At 55.6% G+C, this 20,054-nt stretch carries 20 protein-coding genes and 1 pseudogene; 19 read left to right on the plus strand and 2 right to left on the minus strand.

Features of this window, described 5'->3' with window-relative positions:
• Window positions 1-7 precede the first annotated feature (7 nt).
• The 6 genes from pilV (at window position 8) to rpsT (ending at window position 7,637) form a co-directional block, all read left to right on the plus strand.
• Window positions 8-427, plus strand: coding sequence for a type IV pilus modification protein PilV (gene pilV, locus KI610_RS07875; RefSeq protein WP_226498098.1), 420 nt, complete (start codon window positions 8-10; stop codon window positions 425-427).
• Window positions 424-1,176: a PilW family protein gene (locus KI610_RS07880; protein WP_226498099.1), complete on the plus strand. Its 753-nt coding sequence runs from the start codon at window positions 424-426 to the stop codon at window positions 1,174-1,176. Before pilV ends, KI610_RS07880 begins: the two co-directional genes overlap by 4 nt.
• Window positions 1,173-1,772: a pilus assembly PilX family protein gene (locus KI610_RS07885; protein ID WP_226498100.1), complete on the plus strand. Its 600-nt coding sequence runs from the start codon at window positions 1,173-1,175 to the stop codon at window positions 1,770-1,772. Before KI610_RS07880 ends, KI610_RS07885 begins: the two co-directional genes overlap by 4 nt.
• A gap of 5 nt (window positions 1,773-1,777) precedes the next feature.
• Window positions 1,778-6,862, plus strand: a complete 5,085-nt coding sequence (locus tag KI610_RS07890) for a pilus assembly protein (RefSeq protein ID WP_226498101.1) — start codon at window positions 1,778-1,780, stop codon at window positions 6,860-6,862.
• 23 nt (window positions 6,863-6,885) lie between these two features.
• Window positions 6,886-7,296 (plus strand): type IV pilin protein, encoded by a 411-nt coding sequence (locus KI610_RS07900; RefSeq protein WP_319004217.1) that lies wholly within the window; start codon window positions 6,886-6,888, stop codon window positions 7,294-7,296.
• 71 nt (window positions 7,297-7,367) lie between these two features.
• A complete protein-coding gene (gene rpsT, locus KI610_RS07905; RefSeq protein WP_011288763.1) occupies window positions 7,368-7,637 on the plus strand; it encodes a 30S ribosomal protein S20 in 270 nt (89 codons plus the stop codon).
• A 70-nt stretch (window positions 7,638-7,707) separates the two neighbouring features.
• Here the strand turns inward: rpsT and KI610_RS07910 are convergent, their stop codons facing one another.
• Window positions 7,708-8,001, minus strand: a complete 294-nt coding sequence (locus tag KI610_RS07910) for a DUF3579 domain-containing protein (protein WP_226498102.1) — start codon at window positions 7,999-8,001, stop codon at window positions 7,708-7,710.
• 245 nt (window positions 8,002-8,246) lie between these two features.
• On the opposite strand from KI610_RS07910, the gene KI610_RS07915 reads away from it, so the two are divergent.
• The 6 genes and pseudogenes from KI610_RS07915 (at window position 8,247) to KI610_RS07940 (ending at window position 12,897) form a co-directional block, all read left to right on the plus strand.
• A complete protein-coding gene (locus KI610_RS07915) occupies window positions 8,247-9,419 on the plus strand; it encodes an aspartate aminotransferase family protein (RefSeq protein ID WP_226498103.1) in 1,173 nt (390 codons plus the stop codon).
• Window positions 9,420-9,422: 3 nt separating this feature from the next.
• Window positions 9,423-10,343: an ornithine carbamoyltransferase gene (gene argF / locus KI610_RS07920; RefSeq protein ID WP_226498104.1), complete on the plus strand. Its 921-nt coding sequence runs from the start codon at window positions 9,423-9,425 to the stop codon at window positions 10,341-10,343.
• Window positions 10,344-10,375: 32 nt separating this feature from the next.
• Window positions 10,376-11,599 (plus strand): annotated as a pseudogene (locus KI610_RS07925) (argininosuccinate synthase); the annotation flags it as partial.
• Window positions 11,600-11,854: 255 nt separating this feature from the next.
• Complete coding sequence (locus tag KI610_RS07930; protein ID WP_226498105.1) at window positions 11,855-12,079, plus strand: DUF2788 domain-containing protein; 225 nt, start codon at window positions 11,855-11,857, stop codon at window positions 12,077-12,079.
• On the plus strand, window positions 12,080-12,397 hold the full coding sequence (ppnP, locus tag KI610_RS07935; RefSeq protein ID WP_226498106.1) for a pyrimidine/purine nucleoside phosphorylase: 318 nt from the start codon (window positions 12,080-12,082) through the stop codon (window positions 12,395-12,397).
• Between the two features lie 5 nt (window positions 12,398-12,402).
• Window positions 12,403-12,897: a YajQ family cyclic di-GMP-binding protein gene (locus KI610_RS07940; protein WP_226400792.1), complete on the plus strand. Its 495-nt coding sequence runs from the start codon at window positions 12,403-12,405 to the stop codon at window positions 12,895-12,897.
• 82 nt (window positions 12,898-12,979) lie between these two features.
• On the opposite strand, the gene KI610_RS07945 is transcribed toward KI610_RS07940, so the two are convergent.
• Window positions 12,980-13,525 carry a type 1 glutamine amidotransferase gene (locus KI610_RS07945; RefSeq protein ID WP_404827485.1) on the minus strand — a complete coding sequence of 182 codons (546 nt, stop codon included), beginning with the start codon at window positions 13,523-13,525 and terminating at the stop codon, window positions 12,980-12,982.
• A 187-nt stretch (window positions 13,526-13,712) separates the two neighbouring features.
• On the opposite strand from KI610_RS07945, the gene KI610_RS07950 reads away from it, so the two are divergent.
• The 7 genes from KI610_RS07950 (at window position 13,713) to KI610_RS07980 (ending at window position 19,974) form a co-directional block, all read left to right on the plus strand.
• Window positions 13,713-14,354, plus strand: coding sequence for a retropepsin-like aspartic protease family protein (locus KI610_RS07950; RefSeq protein ID WP_226498108.1), 642 nt, complete (start codon window positions 13,713-13,715; stop codon window positions 14,352-14,354).
• A 9-nt stretch (window positions 14,355-14,363) separates the two neighbouring features.
• Entirely contained in the window at window positions 14,364-14,621 is a 258-nt protein-coding gene (locus KI610_RS07955; RefSeq protein WP_226498109.1) for a hypothetical protein, read from the plus strand.
• The gene (locus tag KI610_RS07960) at window positions 14,618-15,214 is read left to right on the plus strand and encodes a CoA pyrophosphatase (RefSeq protein WP_226498110.1); all 597 of its coding nucleotides are present in this window, start codon (window positions 14,618-14,620) and stop codon (window positions 15,212-15,214) included. Before KI610_RS07955 ends, KI610_RS07960 begins: the two co-directional genes overlap by 4 nt.
• Before the next feature lie 64 nt (window positions 15,215-15,278).
• On the plus strand, window positions 15,279-16,202 hold the full coding sequence (locus tag KI610_RS07965) for a CobD/CbiB family protein (protein ID WP_226498111.1): 924 nt from the start codon (window positions 15,279-15,281) through the stop codon (window positions 16,200-16,202).
• A 22-nt stretch (window positions 16,203-16,224) separates the two neighbouring features.
• The gene (locus tag KI610_RS07970) at window positions 16,225-17,406 is read left to right on the plus strand and encodes an acetyl-CoA C-acyltransferase family protein (RefSeq protein ID WP_226498112.1); all 1,182 of its coding nucleotides are present in this window, start codon (window positions 16,225-16,227) and stop codon (window positions 17,404-17,406) included.
• A 204-nt stretch (window positions 17,407-17,610) separates the two neighbouring features.
• Complete coding sequence (locus KI610_RS07975; protein ID WP_226498113.1) at window positions 17,611-19,023, plus strand: circularly permuted type 2 ATP-grasp protein; 1,413 nt, start codon at window positions 17,611-17,613, stop codon at window positions 19,021-19,023.
• A 3-nt stretch (window positions 19,024-19,026) separates the two neighbouring features.
• Window positions 19,027-19,974, plus strand: a complete 948-nt coding sequence (locus tag KI610_RS07980) for an alpha-E domain-containing protein (protein WP_226498114.1) — start codon at window positions 19,027-19,029, stop codon at window positions 19,972-19,974.
• The last annotated feature ends 80 nt before the right edge of the window (window positions 19,975-20,054 follow it).

The raw sequence follows: 20,054 nt of genomic DNA on the forward strand, positions 1-20,054 counted from the left end.
ATATCAAATGATCGCTCCACACATCTCTGTTCGCCAGGGCGGTATGGCCCTTCTGGAGGCAATGATCTCCGTTGTCGTGCTTTCCGTTGGCTTGCTCGGTCTTGCCGGTCTCCAGCTTGCCGGGATAAAAAGCAATCAAGTTGCCTATGAACGATCGGTGGCCACCATGCACGCTTACGGAGTGGCGGATCGAATTCGGGCGGGAATGGATCCGGATAAACGCGTGCCTGTTACTCTCTCTCAAGCACAGACTGCTGCGGCTGATTGGGTGAGTGAGAATGTTCTCTTTCCGGGCGAATCGGTTGGGGTTAGCCAACCTACTGGGGGTAACCAATTCATAATTCGTGTCACTTGGACGGAGAGGTGTCTGGAAACAGGTTGTTCTGGGTCAGGAACTCGGAGCTTCGACACGGAGTTATTGCCATGAAATCCGCTATTCCCATTCAACCTGCAGCTGAAACTATTCGGTTGGAGCAAGGATTTTCGTTGGTCGAACTGATGGTTGCCCTGGTGATTGGCCTGATCGTGCTGCTGGTTGTTGGAACCTTGTTTATGAACAGCAGGCAGACCTATCTGGCTCAGGATGCAAATTCGAGGTTGCAGGAAAATGCTCGTTACGCAACCGAATTGTTCGGGCGCCAGATTCGTTCGGCTGGCTATACTGCTACCAGTTTCAGCCCTCTATCAGCTACTGATCTGTTTGCCAAGCCACCCAGTACCAAGTTCTCCGGAACTGCCATTTCGGGGACAGAAGTTAGTGGTGGCTCAGATACGCTTACTTTGAGTTTCGACGGTAGCAAGGATTGTCTGGGGCAGGCGGCAACGCAGCCAAGCAATCTTTTCCGGGTGAATGCCTCTGGTCAGCTCGAGTGTGTTGCCGGAGGAAATGTCGGAGTGATTCTCGATGATGTAGAGTCGATGCAGGTTACATACCGTGTGAAAGGCAAGACGGCGTATGACCCTGCCAGTTCGGTGGATATGGCCAACGTCACTAGCGTTCGGATTTGCCTGCTTCTGCGTGCCAAGGCGGATGGAAACAAGCGTGCTGTTGAATCGGGTCAAAGCCAGACCTATGACGATGATTGTTCAGCGGCTACTGTTTCAGTGATTAAATCAGATGGTTATATTCGTCGAGCAATAGGAATGACGTTCGTTTTGCGGAACCAGATGCCATGACAACAACCGAAGTATTTGAACGTCCGGAATTGCAGGTAAGAAATATTCCGAGGGTAGTGAGGGTGGTGCCTCGTGAGTGTGGCGCATCACTTGTCGTTGCACTTATTTTTCTGATTATTCTTACCATATTGGGTCTGACCGCAATGCGTGTGGCAACGATGGAAGAGCGCATGTCAGGCAATTCACGCGATCGGAGTCTGGCGTTTCAGGCTGCCGAAGCAGCCTTGCGTGATGCAGAGGCGGATATCGAATGTATAAAGTTTGGCACACCACCGGATCCGCGGAGCGCTTGTATTTCGGGTATGACTGGGGCTGATGCAGCCTGTACGAAGGGGCTTTGTTGCAACTTGAGCGGATTGGCTTGTGTTGAGCCTTCAACTCCTGTTTATAGCAGCAAGAGTCTATCGGCGGCTCCAAGCGTTAAATATGGTGACGCCACAGGGGCATCCGCGCTCACAGGTTTGTCGTTTCCGCCCAGATACCTGATAGAGCCATTTATTCTTAACGAAGTAAATCATTACCGCATCACCGCTCGTGGTTACGGGGTGAATCCCGATACGCAGGTAACCCTGCAAGAAATATATAAGAAGGAGTAATTGCCATGCTCAGCTTCAAGATAATTCGTCGTACAGGCGTTTTCCTGACTTGGGCATTGGCTTTGAGTTCCCAGGCTCAGGCCGGCGTAATTACCATTCCCTCCGGTCCGCTGTATGTTGGCGCCGCGGTAGCGCCATTGGTGATGCTTGATGTCACCAAAGACCAGAATCTCTACAAAAAGGCCTATGACGACTATACCGACCTGAACGGGGACGGTTCCGCAGACACGACATACGATCACACTATCGATTACTACGGTTATTTCGATAGCTACAAGTGTTATTCCTATGCCAGCGGTGTTTTTTCGCCAGATGATGCTGTTTTCGATAGCGCCACAAAAAAATTCATCAAGCCCGCTGACTGTGCCGGCAAGTGGCATGGAAATTTCTTGAACTGGGTGACGATGAGTCGCATGGATACCACGCGTAAATTGCTCTACGGTGGCTATCGTTCGACCGATACATCGTTGAAAACAGTTCTTGAGCGCGCATATATTCCGACGGATGCCCATGCTTGGGCAAAGTATTACAACCCGTACATAACGCGTCAGATGAATGGCGGGGATTCCAGTCGCTTTCCCGATACCAATAAGCTGACTCCTTTCGATCCCGTCGTTTCTCCGAGTGCTATTTCTGGTACGACTGGATCGTCGGTGTCGATTGCCGGGACGCAGGCTGCGCCAGTAGCCGTGACTTTGACCGTGACCGGCAATACGGGGAAATTTTCCTACGGTGATCAGGTTCTGGTTGAAAAGGATGCCAGCAACTACATGATTGGTGTGGTCAGTTGTGTCAATGGCACTGGCATCAATATGTTCAATGGACTTGTCTCGAATGCATCGAGCTGTGCGGCAAATCAGATCAAAGTGGTCGTTGAGAATAAAGTTGGTAGTGGGAGTTCGACGACCTGGAGTGTCTATAATTACACCCAGACGGGTATCTCGTTCTGCAATGCAACGCCAGATGTCAGTCCAAAAACCTCTCAAACCAGTACGGCTGTACCGCTGATGCGTGCAGCTCTTGGTAATTTTTCGCTTTGGTCGGCAAACGAACGCTGGCAGTGTCATTGGCGCGAAAGTTTACCCAGCGAAGATACGGGTTCGCTTGGTGGAACAGGCGCTTCTGGCAACCGCGCAGCGCTGAGTGGCCTCTGGGCTAGTTCCATTAGTCCAAACAAGACAACTACGTCAAGCGGTCGAGTTGCCAACGGTGTCGCTGGCACCAGTTCCGACTATAACGTGCGGGTCGAGGCATGTGTCGGCACCAGCACTAGCACAAGCAAATTGGGTAACGAAAAGTGTGCTAAGTATGGCTCTGTTTACAAGCCGATAGGGCTGTTGCAGTACTACGGAGAGAGCGGGCAGCTTATGTTCGGGTTGATGACGGGCTCCTATACGAAAAACCAGTCGGGTGGAGTCTTACGCAAAAATATCAGTAATATTTCTGATGAGATCGACCTTACAAATGGGACGATCAAAACTACCGCACCCTCATCTGGCTCGATCATTCAGTCGCTCGACAAGATGCGCATTGTCGACTACCAGTACAGTGATGGTACCTACGGTAGCGGATGTACGTTTGGACAAACCAGTTTTACTCAAGGGAATTGTCGATCGTGGGGCAACCCGATATCGGAGCTCTATTTGGAGTCGCTTCGCTACCTCGCAGGTAAGTCACCAACGAGCGCCTTTACAATGTCTACCTCGACCGATGATGCTATTTCCGGCTTGCGCTCGGCGACTTGGACGGATCCACTGTCAACGACTAATTATTGCGCACCCCTGAATGTTCTTGTTTTCAATTCGGCTGTCAATAGCAATGAGCATGATAGCCAGATGGGCGGGAGCTCCGATATCGGTACTTCCGGAAATACATGTGATGCGGCAACCTGGACCGATAAAGTTGGCGTGGAAGAGGGGATACAAGGGCAAGCCTGGTTCGTGGGGAACAATGGTTCGGGTAGTACGCCTGCGGATTTGTGTTCGACAAAAACCGTGAGTAATTTTTCCGCACCCTACGGCATTTGTCCGGAAGGAGCGGGTACCGAAGGTTCCTACATGATGAGTGGATTGGCTTATTTTGCTCGAACCAAGCAGATCAGAGCTCCGGGGCCATTGACAGTGCCGAATAGCGATGTGCGTTCGCTAAAAGTCTCTACCTTCGGCATTGCCTTGGCTACTAATACCCCCAAGGTCCGGGTCTTGGTTGGCGGCAAGCCGGTTGTTATTGTTCCGCAAGGTCGGTTGGATCGAAGTGGGTTTGGCAGCGGAGCCATTGTTGACTGGAAGATCGTCTGCGAAATTGCCGCGGATGCCAGCGATGCGACCGTCACACAAATGACCAAATTGAGCGCGGGGCGCTGCAGTTCCAAGGGGACTGGGGCTTTCTACTGGAACGAAGAGGATAGCGAGCAGGGCGGTGACTATGACCAGGATATGTGGGGCCGCGTGCAGTACGATATCGTTAGTAGTAGCAGTATCAAGATTACGACTGACGTGGTCGCGCAATCCACGCCATATGTCTTTGGTTTCGGATACGCAATGTCGGGGACTACCCAGGATGGCCCTCATTTCCATACTGGAATTAACGGTTTTAAGTTCACAGATGTAACCGGAGTTACTTCCTGTAGCGGCTCTTCTGGTTGCACTTTTGGCGATGCTCCGACCTCTGTCACCTATTCGGTCAGTAGTGCCAGTGCAGACACAGTGCTGAAGGATCCGCTCTGGTATGCCGCAAAATATGGTGGTTTCAAGGATAGCAACGACAATGGCAAGCCCGACTTGGCTACCGAGTGGGATGTTCGTAATGCTGATGGGGGTACTGCCAGTTGTACAAGTACCAAGTGTGATGGTGTTCCGGATAACTTCTTCCTGGTAACAAATCCGAATTATCTGGAAGAAGCACTTGATTCGGCATTTGTCGCGATGCTTGGTCAGTCCTCCTCCTCATCAGTGGCGACCAACTCAACATCACTGCAAACCGGAAGCTTCATATACCAGGCTCGTTATAATTCAAACGATTGGAGCGGCCAGTTGCGAGCGCTGGAGTTGGATACTGCCGATGCCACCGCTGGTAACGTAATTGAGCCTGCAAAGTGGGATGCTGGGCAGGTAATCAATACCCAAACATCCCGGCAGATCATTACCATAGGCTTGGATACGGCTTCAAAAAAGGGAATTCCTTTTACGTGGGCGGATATCACCGGGCAGGTCGACGGCACGACACAAAAAGATGCGCTCAATAGCAATGGACTAGGTAGTGCTGATGCAGCAGGAGAAGGTCGAGTTCTTTATCTCAGGGGGTCGCAAGCTAACGAAGGCAAGTCAGCTATTAATTTCCGGCCTCGTCCGACTAGTCGACTTGGGGATATCGTAAATTCAAGTCCGGTCTATGTGGGGGTTCCGGAGGCTGGATGGGGCGATCCCGCATACGCGAGTTTCGTGCTGAGCAAAGGCGCCAGAGAGGAGATGATTTATACCGGTGCCAACGACGGTATGTTGCATGCCTTCCAGGCCAAGGATGGTGTGGAGCGCCTTGCCTACGTGCCGGGGGTTTTCTATAACAATTCTGCGGCACTCTCTAACCTTAGCCAATTAAGCAATCAAGGCTACAGTCACAAGTTCTATGTCGATGGAACGCCTATGGTCAACGACATAGAAGTTGGTTCCGGGACTGCATACAAGTGGAAAACCGTTCTGGTCGGTGGTTTGAATTGGGGGGGGCGCGCATACTATGCGCTCGATATCACCAATCCAGACGATACGTCCTCGACTGATTCCGTGGCCTTCTCGGAAGCAAATGCCGGAAATATCCTGATGTGGGAATTTTCCAATGCGAACGATTCGGATCTTGGTTACACGCATAATCAGCCGACATATCCATCCTTTAAGGGGATAGCCCGGCAAATAGTGAAAATGCGCAATGGGAAATGGGCGGTAGTTGTTGGCAACGGCTACAACAGTGATGATGGCAAAGCGGCTTTGTTCATTTTCTTCCTCGATCGCGTACGATCAGGTGGGATATATAGTTCGACTTGGGTGTTGGGGCAGGATTACATCAAGATAGTGGCAGATGCTGAGTCGCCCTCTAACTTTAACGGTTTGTCTACCCCCTATCCCTTCAGTGCACGAGGTGATGGTATTGCCGACTGGATATATGCCGGCGATCTGAATGGCAATCTCTGGAAGTTCGATGTCAGTTCGGTTACTGCTGCCGACTGGAAGGTCGCCTACAACACTGTAACCTGTGCGGTTGGCAGTCCTTGTACGCCATTGTTCGTCGCCAAGAATTCTTCGGGAGTACGTCAGGCAATCACTACGGCGCCACAGGTCGTACGTCATCCGACAAAAGGTGCGGTTGTTCTATTCGGTACTGGCAAGTATCTCGAAAGTTCTGATACGACTTCAACGGCGTCGCAGACCTATTTTGGTGTTTGGGATGACGGAGCCAATACGGCGGTCAACATGGATCGCTCCACCCTCTTGCAACAAACGATTGTTTCGACGGTAGATGTGGGGACGTTTAGCTATCGATTGACTACTGACTATTGCATTGGTGCTTCAGGCACAAAATCCGGTAAGGATGCGCTCACGGGCGCCAGCACGGTAGTCTGTAGTGACAATTGGAGCGCTACTGGTGCTCAGAAGGGATGGTACATGGATTTGCCGACATCCGGGGAGCGGATCGCGTTCAACGGGATTGTACGGATTGACAGAATCGTATTTCCAACGCTTATTCCGTCTCCCCAACCCTGTCAGGCAGGTGGTAGTTCCTGGTTAATGGAGCTTGATGCGCTGACCGGGCGCAGGCTCGACGTCACGCCATTCGATGTGAATGGAGATGGTAAATTCAATAGTGGTTCCGGTAGCGATACGGATTTGGTCAACTTTTCGTCCAATTGCAGTAGTTGTATTGTCAGTGGGCAAAAGCCGGCTGATGGTGGGGTTATTACGACGCCTACGGTGATCAAGGGCAAGTCGGGTTCTGGAAAAGAGTTCAAATATGCCAGTAGTTCGACCGGAAAAGTTGAGAAGACAACTGAAAGCGCAGGTCGAACTGGTCGGATATCTTGGCGAGAAGTGACGCCGTAACGCTTGATGGGAAAGGGTGTGCTATGAGCGAAAAGAAACGGGATCAGGCCGGATTCACGCTAATTGAATTAATGGTCGTTGTGGCTGTGATCGGCATTTTGGTTAGTATTGCCTATCCAGCCTACATAGAAAGCGTCCGCAAGGCCCGGCGTGCCGATGCTCAAGCTGTACTCGCGCAGTTGGCACAGTTTATGGAGCGCAATTATTCGTTGGCGCAGCGATATGATCAGACAAGTAGTGGTGTTGCGCCAACATTGCCATTTACTCAGTCTCCAACCAGTGGCACAGCTTTCTACTCGGTGGCAGTGGTGTCCGATCAGAACACTTTCACCCTAACTGCAACGCCTCAAGGAGGTCAGTCGTCAGATCATTGTGGGAATCTTACTCTGGACAACGCTGGCGCGAAGTCGCCAACAACCTCGGGGTGCTGGTGATAAATATTGATGTGCTGGAAATTGTTTGATAAAATAGACGGCTCTTTATTTGATGTTCAGGATTACCTTTAATGGCCAATAGCGCACAAGCCCGCAAGCGCGCCCGTCAAGCTGACGGGCAGCGTTCCCATAACGCCAGCCTGCGTTCGACCCTGCGTACCGCAATCAAGCGCGTTCGTCAGGCGATCGAAGCTGGTGATAAAGCCGCCGCTCAGGGCGTCTTCCAGCAGTCCGTTGCAGTGCTTGATCGCATTGCTGACAAGAAGATTGTTCATAAGAATAAGGCTTCCCGCACCAAGAGCCGTCTGTCTGCTCAAATCAAGGCACTCGCTGCTGCTTGATAAAGCCGGACGCTCAAATAAAAATGGCGCCTTCGGGCGCCTTTTTTATTTCCTGGCTTGCTGTTGATTGTTATTTTTCCAGTGAGCAAACGCCGTCAATGATCTGCAAGTCGTTGTCCTGCGCAAAGTTGAGCATGAAGCGGTAGGCCATCGGTTCAATTTCGCCGAGGCGGCCATCGACGAAGACAGCTTTTTCGCCGTTGTAGTCACCGGGGCCGACGTAGGGGGAGTATTTCATCTTGCGTTCGGCGCCAAAGGCGGACATGACGCCGCATAGGCGTTCAGCCCAGTCGCTGGGGCGAAATTTTTTGCCTTGCTTTGTGAGGCCAACAATGATGAATGGGGTCGAGTCTGAAGTTGTCATTGTTCTAGTCTGCGTTGGGCGATGCGACCTTGCGTTGGCGAATTCTAGCAGAAGCCCGAAGCCTTTCCATAATTATGGCGCATGGGCGCCGGGACAGGCGTGCGCGGGTGTTTTTGCTGTTCTATACAAGGCTTTGCTTTTGACCTAAAATTCAAGCCTCTGTTGCTCTAGCGGGGTGCTCGCCCGTTAAGTGGCGATCATTTCCGGCGGCGATGTCCGCCGTTTTCGTTTTTTGGGGTTGTCTCATGTCGCATGTCATGAATACCTATGCCCGGTTACCAGTGGCTTTTAGCCACGGTCAGGGTTGCCGGATTACCGATACAGAGGGTAAGGAATACCTGGATGCGTTGTCCGGTATTGCTGTTTCTACGCTCGGTCATGCCCATCCCAAGCTGGTGTCTGCGATTGCCGCACAGGCCGGGCGCATGTTGCACACGTCCAATTTATATCGAATTCGCGAGCAGGAGTTGCTGGCTGATAAGCTCGCCGAAATTTCCGGAATGCAGGAAATTTTCTTCTCCAATTCTGGTGCCGAGGCCAACGAGGCTGCCATCAAATTGGCTCGTTTTTACGGCCACAAGAAGGGAATCGAAAACCCGACCATCATCGTCATGGAAAAAGCGTTCCATGGCCGGACGATGGCGACACTTTCGGCAACGGGTAATCGCAAGGCGCAGGCAGGGTTCGAGCCGCTGGTTTCGGGTTTTGTCCGCGTTCCCTATGATGATTTGGCGGCGATCAAGGCGGTTGCCGAGCACAATCAAAATATCGTTGCGGTCATGCTGGAAATTATTCAGGGCGAGGGTGGTATTCACCTGGCTTCACTTGAATACCAGCAGGCGTTGCGCCAGTTGTGCGACGAGCATGGCTGGTTGTTGATCTGTGATGAAGTGCAGTGCGGCATGGCGCGCACCGGGAAGTGGTTCGGTTATCAGCATGCCGGAATTCAGCCTGATATTGCGACGCTGGCCAAGGGGCTGGGCTCGGGTGTGCCAATTGGTGCTTGTATGGCCGGAGGCAAGGCGGCCGGCTTGTTCGGCCCGGGAAATCACGGTTCAACTTTTGGTGGCAACCCGCTAGTTTCCACTGCTGCTCTGACGACTATTGAAGCCATCGAAGCGGAAGGTTTGATGGCCAATGCCGAACGTATCGGTGCCTTGATTCGTTCCTTGATGGCCGAGGCTCTTGCCGGGACGGCTGGGCTGGTTGATATTCGCGGCCATGGTCTGATGATCGGCATCGAGCTCGATCGTCCTTGTGGCCAACTAGTTGGCATGGCACTGGCAGCCGGGCTTTTGATCAATGTGACGGCTGAAAAGGTTGTTCGCTTCCTCCCTCCGCTGATTTTTAGTGAAAATGATGCCCGGGAACTGGTTGACCGGTGCGCCCCTCTCATCAAGGAATTTCTGGCGGCCTAAATCATGGCAATCAAACACTTTCTGCAGTTCAAGGATTTCACGCGCGACGAGCTCGAGTATGTTTTTGAGCGGACACGCTGGATCAAGAACCAGTTCAAGTCCTACCAGAAGTACTGGCCTCTTTCCGACCGGACGCTGGTCATGATTTTCGAGAAGGCGAGTACGCGGACGCGTCTGTCCTTCGAGGCGGGCATGCAGCAGTTGGGTGGCTCAGCGATCTACCTGAATACGCGCGATTCGCAACTGGGGCGTGGCGAGCCTGTGGAGGACGCGGCGCAGGTCATTTCGCGGATGAGCGACATCGTGATGATCCGCACCTTCGAGCAGGACATCATCGAGCGTTTTGCCGCCAACTCGCGCGTGCCGGTGATCAACGGGCTGACCAACGAATATCACCCCTGCCAGATCCTGGCTGACATTTATACCTTCATCGAGCATCGCGGTTGCATTCAGGGCAAGACCGTGGCCTGGGTTGGCGATGCGAACAATATGTGCAATACCTGGCTGCAGGCGGCCGAGGTGCTTGATTTCAAGGTGCACGTGTCGACGCCGCCGGGTTACGAAATCAATGCCGATCTGGTTGGCAAGATCGATCCGGCGCGTTTCAAGGTCTTTGCCGATCCGATGGATGCCTGTCGGGGCGCCGATCTGGTGACGACTGACGTATGGACGTCGATGGGCTTCGAAGCCGAAAACGAAGAACGGATCAAGGCTTTTGCCGACTGGTGCGTTGATGGCGACATGATGCGGGTGGCAAATGAAGGCTCCCTGTTCATGCACTGTTTGCCGGCGCACCGTGGCGAGGAGGTTACCTCCGAGGTGATCGACGGGCCGCAATCGGTCGTCTGGGATGAGGCAGAGAACCGTCTGCATGTGCAGAAGGCATTGATGGAATATTTGCTGTTGGGCCGTATTCAGGGCTGAGTGGCAGGGTTAAACGAAACTAGGGAACGGAAATGAGCGACATCAAGAAGGTTGTGCTGGCCTATTCGGGCGGTCTGGATACCTCGGTCATCCTCAAATGGCTGCAGGATGTGTATAAATGCGAAGTGGTCACCTTCACGGCTGACCTCGGTCAGGGTGAAGAGCTTGAGCCGGCGCGCACCAAGGCGCTGAAGGCTGGCATCAAGCCGAAGAACATCTATATCGATGACGTGCGCGAGGAGTTTGTCCGCGACTTCGTCTTCCCGATGTTCCGTGCCAACACCGTTTATGAAGGCGAGTACCTCCTCGGTACCTCGATCGCCCGTCCGCTGATCGCCAAGCGCCTGATTGAAATTGTCAATGAAACCGGTGCCGACGCCATTTGTCACGGCGCGACCGGCAAAGGCAACGACCAGGTCCGTTTCGAGCTGGGTGCCTACGCTCTGAAGCCGGGTATCAAGGTCATTGCGCCGTGGCGCGAGTGGGATCTGATGTCGCGCGAGAAGCTCATGGCTTATGCCGAGAAGCATGGCATCGAAATTGACATGAAGCACAAGAAGGGCGGCTCGCCGTATTCGATGGATGCCAACCTGCTGCACATTTCCTACGAAGGCCGTCACCTCGAAAACCCGGCGGCCGAAGCCGAGGAATCGATGTGGCGGTGGAGTGTTTCGCCGGAGAAGGCGCCGAACAAGGCCGAATACCTCGACCTCGAATTTGCCAAGGGCGATGTCGTCGCGATAAACGGCAAGAAGATGAAGGCGCATGAAGTGCTTGGCACGCTCAACGAAATCGGTGGCAAGCACGGTATTGGCCGCCTTGACCTGGTCGAGAACCGTTACGTCGGCATGAAGTCGCGTGGCTGCTATGAAACCCCGGGCGGTACGATCCTGCTGCGCGCCCATCGCGCCATCGAGTCGGTCACGCTTGACCGCGAAGTCGCTCACCTCAAGGACGACCTGATGCCGCGCTACGCCAGCCTGGTGTACAACGGCTACTGGTGGAGTCCGGAGCGCAAGGCGCTCCAAGTGCTGATCGACCATACGCAAGGAAGCGTCAATGGCGTGGTTCGCCTCAAGCTGTACAAGGGCAACGTGATCGTCGTCGGCCGCGATTCGGCAACCGATTCGCTGTTCGATTCGACCATCGCCACCTTCGAGGACGATGCCGGTGCTTACGACCAGCGCGATGCGGGCGGCTTCATCAAGCTCAATGCGCTGCGCATGCGTATCGCCGCCAATCTGGCCGCCAAAAAAGCGGGCAAACCGGTGAAAAAAACGGCTGCCAAGAAGGTTGAGGCTGCAAAGCCGGCAGCGAAGGCCGCTGTCAAACCGGCTGCCAAGCCAGCCGCCAAGAAGGCTGTAGCGAAACCTGCAGCGAAGCCCGTGGTCAAGGCTGCTGCCAAGCCGCTGGTCAAACCGGTTGCAGCCAAGGCAGTGGTCGCCAAGGCCGTCAAAGCACCAGCCAAGGCAGCGGCCAAGAAGCCGGCTGCCAAGAAGAAGGGTTAATCGATGGAAGGCGGCACCGTATTCGGGCTGAACGAAGAACAGATCGCAGACTTCTTCTCGACCTGGGGCGTTGGCGCCTTCATCATCTTCATGTTGTTCATCATTGGCGAGATCGCCTGGAAGTCGAAGGCGGGCAAGACGGGTACTTTCGTGCTCTTCTTTGTGCTGGCTTTCGGCATGGTCGGCTTCATCGCCAAATCAGTCATTCAGAAAATCTGGGGTATGTAAATGTCGCAATACGACAACGTTTCCGTGGTCAAGAAGGCCAATGTTTATTTTGATGGCAAGTGCGTCAGCCACACCGTGGTACTGGCCGACGGCACGAAGAAGACGGTGGGCGTGATCCTGCCGTCCAGCCTGACCTTCAATACCGGCGCGCCGGAAATCATGGAAGGCGTCGGCGGTTCTTGCAGCGTCAAGCTCAAGGGTGAGAGCGAATGGAAGACTTATGGCGATGGCCAGTCTTTCAATGTGCCGGGCAATTCCAGCTTCGAAATTGAAGTGGCTGCCGGTGACGCTTACCACTACGTCTGCCATTTCGGGTAATCGCCATGCCGAGCTTTGACTTCACCTCCGAAGCGGACATGGTGGCGTTGAAGAACGCCATCGATGTCACCTCACGCCAGATCGACAATCGCTACGACTTCAAGGGCACTACCGCCAAGGTCGAGCTGAACGAGAAAGACAAGGTCATCACCCTGTGGGGCGATTCCGACTTTCAGCTTGACCAGATCAAGGACCTGCTTTTCCCGGCCATGGAAAAGAAGGAGAAGGAAAGCGTCAAGCGTCTTGATCACCAGAAGATCGTCAGTGTTTCCGGCAACAAGGTGAAGCAGGAAATGAAGATCAAGGACGGGATCGACAGCGATCTGGCCAAGAAAATCGTCAAGCTGGTCAAGGATGGCAAGCTCAAGGTCCAGGCGGCAATTCAGGGCGAAACGGTGCGTGTCACGGGCGCCAAGCGGGATGATCTGCAGGGCTGCATCGCGCTGATTACCAAGTCGATTACCGATTTTCCGATCAAATACGGTAATTTCCGGGATTAAGCGACCTTCCACGGTCAACCGGAAAAAACGGGCAAAAATGAAACCGGGCTGTGCGAACAGCCCGGTTTTTTTCTTGGGCGGATTAGCGGCCCAGACCCTTGATCCACACTGAGTAAAGCTGCTCTGAGAGCTGGCGCATGACCGGCAGCTTGGCGGAAATTTCCGTCAGCATGGCTTCCGGCGTCTGCGCGCTGGGCAGGTCGGCGACGGCAATAGCTTCATCGGCCCACTGCTCGCACCACGTGGCAATCATTTCCGGCGTCATTTCGACGTGGCACTGCATGCCGAGGTGCGGACCCATCACGAACATCTGGTTGGCGCAGTAACCGTTGGTCAGCAGGCGGTTGGCCCCGCTCGGGATGCTAAAGGTCTCGCCGTGCCACTGAAAAACCGTGCCAGTTTTGCCGGCGAAATCACCCAGCCAGTGGCGGGCGATGGCATTGTCCTCGCCATGCGCGCCGCTCCAGCCGATTTCCTTGACCGCGTTGCGCGTGACTTGCCCGCCCAACGCCTTGCTCATCAACTGTCCGCCGAGGCAATGGCCGATGACCGGGGTGTTTTTCGCCACCGCTTCGCGGATCAGCGCGCAGACGGGTTCTATCCAAGGTAGTGGATCGTTGACGCTCATCGGGCCTCCCATAAAACAGAGCCCCGAAAAATCGTCGACGCTGGCTGGTACGGCGGCCCCTTCATCGAGAGCAATCAGTGTCCATGGAATCCCTTGCTGCTCAAGGAATATGGCAAAATAGCCCGGACCTTCAGTAGGGGAGTGGCGAAAGATGGCGACAGGTAGCATGGCGGCATTGGTGTCCGGAATGGCGAGGCCTCATTTTACGCTGCTTACCTTGTTGGCGTTGCTGCTGCCGTCTGCAGGAATGGCACAGGATGTCGGGCTGGCCGGGATCATGGGCAGCAAGGCAATGCTCATGATCAACGGTGGCGAGCCGCAGGCGGTGCCCGTTGGCAAGACGGTCGATGGGGTCAAATTGCTCTCTGTTCAGGACGATCAGGTAATCATCGAGATCGGTGGCAAGAAACGCCCACTGCGCGTCGGTCAGCATGCCATCGGCGTTTCCGGTGGCGATGGTTCGGACAAGATCGTCATGACGGCTGATGTTCAAGGACATTTTTATACGACCGGCACGGTTAATGGCACCTCAGTGCGCTTTGTCGTCGATACAGGTGCCACCTCGATTGCGCTCGGCCCGAACGATGCACGGCGTATCGGCCTCGACCTCCGGCAGGGACAACGCGGCCTGACCAGCACAGCGAACGGAACAGTGGTCGTCACGCGCATACCGCTCGATACGGTCAGAATTGGCGGTGTCACCATGCACAATGTCGAGGCGGTGGTGCTACCCACCGAAATGCCGATTGCCCTGCTTGGCATGAGTTTTCTGAACCGCATGGAAATGCAGCGCGATGGCAGTACCATGACACTGAAAAAAAGATTCTAGGAGAGAGAAATGCCGCAACGTGATCAGGAAATAGCGCTATTGCGCGATGAGTTGGAGATGCTGATGAGCGAACGGCAGGCGCTGCTGCGCGTGGCCGGTGCAGCAGCCGTGATGATCGCCAGCATGGACAGCAAACGTTTGCCGGTCGGCGCCATCGAGTCGGCCGATCTGGTGGCAACCACCATCAACGACCTTTCCGAAGAAACGCTTCAGGATGCGCTGGCTGCGGTCAACGCTGAAATCGAGGAAGACTCCAAGGCCGCATGACGCTTGATCTGGAGCGCCTGCGCGCCAGCCTGTTAGCCGAGCCGCTGAGCGGACATTTCGTCCAGGAGGACGGTGTCGACGACCAACTACTGACCCCGGCGGCTGTGCTGTTTCCGATCGTTTTGCGTGAAGGTGGCCAAACAGTGCTGCTTACCCAGCGCACTGCCCATCTCCGCGATCATGCCGGGCAGATCAGTTTTCCCGGTGGGCGAGTCGAGGCTGAAGATCTTTCCCCGTCGCACACCGCCCTGCGAGAAACCGAGGAAGAAATCGGCCTGCCGCGCGAGCGTATCGAAATCCTTGGCTTTCTGCCCGAATACCGGACCGGTACGGGCTTTCGCGTGACCCCCGTTGTCGCCCTGGTTCAGCCGCCGTTCGAGTTGCAGCCCGACCCCTTCGAGGTAGCCGAGGTCTTTGAAGTGCCGCTCGCCTTCTTGCTCGATCCGGCCAATCATCAACAGCATTCGCTGCATTATCGCGGCGCGCTGCGCAATTACTTCGCCATGCCCTACGGAGACTATTTCATCTGGGGCGCCACGGCCGGCATGATCCGTTCGCTGAGCGAGCGTCTTGGCCTTCTCCAAGGGACTTGAGCTTGTGGTATCGTGACACTTTACTCAATGAAAATAAGCCGGATACGGCAATCATCGGCACCCCATGAGTCTTCTCTCGCTCATTGCAGTTTTCCTCCTCGAGCAACTGCAACCTCTTGATTATCGCCGCATCGTCGCCGACCCTCTTGGCGCATGGGCTGATTTCATCGAATCCCGCTTCAATGCCGGCGCCTATCGGCACGGCGTGCTGGCCTGGTGTCTGGCCGTCCTGTTGCCGGTGGCGCTGGTCGCCGTTGCTTATGGCCTGCTCTATTCGCTGAACCCGCTTTTCGGCTGGGCGCTCAACGTTGGCGTGCTCTACCTGACCATGGGCTTCCGCCAGTTCAGCCACCACTACACTGAAATTCAGCTGGCCCTGCGTCTCGGCGACCTTGAGCGGGCACGCCAGCTGCTCGCCGAGTGGCAAGGTATTTCGACCTACGGCCTCGGCTCTGAAGATATCGCCCGGCTCTCGATCGAAGGCGCGCTCGCCGCCTCACATCGCCATGTCTTTGCTGTAGTGCTCTGGTTCGTCCTGCTGCCGGGGCCTTGCGGGGCCGTACTTTATCGCTTGTCAGCCATTGTTCGCGACCGCTGGAATGCCAAAAACATGGTTCAGCAATCTGATTTTTCCACATTCTCGCGGCTGGTTTTCGGTATGATCGACTGGTTGCCATCCAGGACTACGGCCGCGGCTTTCGCCATCGTCGGAGACTTCGAGGATGCGGTTTATTGCTGGCGTACCCAGCCGGCGCAATGGCCGGACCGCGATCTTGGCATCGTCCTGGCAGCAGGTGCCGGCGCATTGGGGGTTCAACTTGGCCGGCCGGTAGTGGATGGCGTTGAGGTGTCCGACCGGGCCGAACTCGGGCTGGGCGATCCGGCCGATGTGGATTTCATGCAGAGTGCCGTCGGCCTCGTCTGGCGAGCTACTGTGTTGTGGATGTTGTTGCTGTTTTTGTTAGGGCTTGCCACCTTGGTGGGCTGAATAATTCTTACAGGAGATTTACATGAGCAGAGATGTCGTCGTTCTAAGCGCAGTTCGTTCCCCTATCGGCGCGTTTGGTGGTGCCCTGGCTGACTTTGAAAGCACCGAACTTGCTGGCATCGTCATGAAGGAAGCTATTGCCCGCTCCAATGTCGATCCGCAAGCCATCAATTACGTCACCGTCGGCACCACGATGCCGACTGATTCCCGCTACGCTTACGTTTCCCGCGTTGCCTCCATTCAGGCTGGTCTGTCGATGGATTCCGTCGCCATGCAAGTGAGCCGCCTGTGCGCCTCCGGCCTGCAAGGCATCGTCACTACCGCCCAGAACATCATGCTGAACGATGCCGACTACGGTATCGGTGGTGGCGTTGAAGTCATGTCCAAGGCTGCTTATCTGATGCCGTCGCTGCGTTCCGGCGCCCGCATGGGTGACACCAAGGCCATCGACTCGATGGTTGCCGTGCTGACCGACCCGTTCGGCGTTGGTCACATGGGTATCACCGCTGAAAACCTGGCCACCAAGCATGGCTTTACCCGTGAAGACCAGGATGCGCTGGCTGTCGAATCGCAGCGTCGTGCTGCTGCTGCCATCGACGCCGGTTACTTCAAGTCGCAGATCGTGCCGATCGTCAAGCAAACCCGCAAGGGCGAGGTCGTGTTCGACACCGACGAGCACCTGAAGCGTGGCACTACCATGGAATCGCTGGCCAAGATGAAGCCGGCCTTCAAGAAGGACGGTACCGTTACCGCCGGTAACGCTTCCGGTATCAACGACGGTGCTGCCTTCTTCGTGCTGGCTGCGGCCGATGTTGCTGCCAAGGCTGGTCAAAAGGCCATAGCCCGTATCGCCGGTTACGCCGTTGCCGGCGTGCCGAACGACGTCATGGGCGAAGGCCCGATCCCGGCGACCAAGCTGGCCCTCAAGAAGGCTGGCCTGACCCTGGACCAGATGGATGTCATCGAATCCAACGAAGCGTTCGCCGCCCAGGCGCTGACCGTTTCCAAGGTACTCGGTCTCGATCCGGCCAAGACCAATCCGAACGGCGGTGCCATCGCCCTCGGCCACCCGGTCGGCTGTTCCGGTGCCTTCATTGCTACCAAGGCTCTCTACGAACTTGAGCGTATCGGCGGCAAATACGCACTGGTTACGATGTGTATCGGTGGCGGCCAAGGTATTGCGGTCATCTTCGAACGCGCCTGATCGCTGCGGCGTTTCAGTTGGACAGAAACCCACCGGAGCGATCCGGTGGGTTTTTTTATTTGCACCAGATTGAAATTGCCCCGCACTGTATTGGGGCATGACCTTGCGCCATGAAATTGTAATATGCTGATTTTGTGCGCTTTTGTTCCGTGGCATGGAACCTGCTGAATTAGCGTTGAGAGCATCCTCAGCGACGAGTCCAATATGAATTTCTACAACGAAATGATGGACGCCAACGGTGGCGTCCGAGCTCATTACCAGGGTTACGATTCATGGCTCAAGGCGACCCCGCCCGAGCGAATCGCCCGCAAGCGGGCCGAGGCCGATCTGGCCTTTCATCGGGTCGGCATCACCTTTGCCGTCTATGGCGAAGAAGCGGGCAAGGAGCGCCTGATTCCCTTCGACATCATTCCCCGCGTCATTCCATCGGCCGAATGGAAGTCACTGCGTTCCGGACTACGCCAGCGCGTCAAGGCGCTCAACATGTTCCTGCATGACGTCTATCACGATCAGGAAATTCTCAAGGCCGGCAAGATTCCGGCCGAGCAGGTGCTCAACAATGCCCAGTTCCGCCCGGAAATGATGGGCGTCGATCTGCCGGGCAACGTCTACGCGCACATTGCCGGGGTTGATATCGTTCGTGCCGGCGAGGGCGAGTTCTATGTGCTCGAAGACAACCTGCGTGTGCCCTCAGGTGTCTCGTACATGCTCGAAGACCGCAAGATGATGATGCGCCTCTTCCCGGAGCTGTTTGCCAAGCACAAGGTGGCACCGGTCCAGCACTACCCGGACATGCTGCTTGAAAAGCTGCGCGCCGTGGCACCGAAGGGCGTCTCGAATCCGACTGTCGTCGTGCTGACCCCGGGTGCCTATAACAGCGCCTATTTCGAACACACCTTCCTGGCCCAGCAGATGGGTGTGGAACTGGTCGAAGGCCGCGACCTCTTCGTCAAGGACGAGGTGGTCTACATGCGCACGACGCAAGGGCCGCAGCGCGTCGATGTCATCTACCGCCGCCTTGACGACGATTACATGGACCCGCTGGCTTTCCGCGCCGATTCATCGCTCGGCGTGCCGGGCATCTTGAAGGCCATCCAGGCCGGCAACGTCACGCTGTCCAATGCCATCGGCACCGGCGTTGCCGATGACAAGTCGATCTACCCGTATGTACCGGACATGATCCGTTTCTACCTCGGTGAGGAGCCGACGCTCAACAACGTGCCGACCTACATGTGCCGCAAGCCGGACGAACTCAAGTACGTGCTCGACAACCTGGCCAAACTGGTCGTCAAGGAAGTCCATGGGGCCGGCGGCTACGGCATGCTGGTCGGCCCGGCTTCGACCAAGGAACAGATCGAACACTTCCGCCAGTTGCTGATCGCCAAGCCGGACGGTTACATCGCCCAGCCGACGCTGGCCCTGTCGAATTGTCCGACTTTTGTCGAAGAAGGCATCGCGCCGCGTCACCTCGACCTGCGCCCCTTCGTACTGTCCTCGGGCAAGTGCGTGGACATGGTGCCGGGCGGTCTGACCCGCGTTGCGCTGACCAAGGGGTCGCTGGTCGTCAATTCGTCGCAGGGCGGCGGTACCAAAGATACCTGGGTTCTGGAGGATTAAGTCATGCTGAGTCGAACTGCCGATCACCTGTTCTGGATGTCGCGCTACATCGAGCGCGCCGAGAACCTTGCCCGCCTGCTGGATGTCACCTGGCAAATGTCGCTGGTGCCGCAATCGCTCGATGCGATCAATCAGAGTTGGGCCGCCATCATTGCCCTGAACAGCCTCGAAGAGGCTTATGCCAAGAAGTATTCCACGGTCAACGGGGAAAATGTCCTGAAATTCATGGTCAGCGACCCGGACAATTTTGCCTCGATTCACAGCTGCCTGCGCATGGCCCGTGAAAACGCTCACGCCGTGCGTGGCACCCTGACCACGGAAATGTGGGAAACGCTCAACGCCACCTGGCTCGAAGCACGCGAAAAGACCTTCGACCAACTCTTCAACGCCGGCATCGGCGATTATTTCGAGTGGGTCAAGATGCGTTCCTCGCTGTCGCGCGGCACGACGCTGGGCACCTTGCTGCAGGACGAGGCTTACCACTTCATCCGCCTCGGCACCTTGCTCGAACGGGCTGACAACACGGCGCGCATCCTCGACGTCAAATACCATGTCCTGCGTCCGCATGACGACGAGGGGGCGACCGATTTCTACGAATGGGGCGCGCTGCTCCGTTCCGTCTCGGCCTTCGAGGTCTATCGCAAGGTTTACCGCGACGTCATTACGCCGGAGCGGGTCGCCGAATTGCTCATCTTCAATCAGGACATGCCGCGTTCGCTGCAGTTCTGCATGAACAGCGTGGTCAAGAATCTTGACCTGATCGCCAACAGCAATTCCGGCGAAACCCAGCGCCAGGCCGGGATGCTGCACGCCCATCTACGTTACGGGCGCATCGAGGACGTCCTTGAGCACGGCCTGCATGAGTGGCTGACCGATTTCATGGATCGCATCTACATGCTCGGAAACGGCATCAGCAAGGATTTTCTGGTGCCGATGGAAGAGGCGGCCTGACGGCTGGTATTGGGTCGACAGTTGTTAGCTGCCAGCTTCGGCGCCAGGTCAACCCGGCGCCGAAGTGCTTTGGGGGGCTG

This window comes from Ferribacterium limneticum (assembly GCF_020510565.1).
Classification (GTDB): domain Bacteria; phylum Pseudomonadota; class Gammaproteobacteria; order Burkholderiales; family Rhodocyclaceae; genus Azonexus; species Azonexus limneticus_B.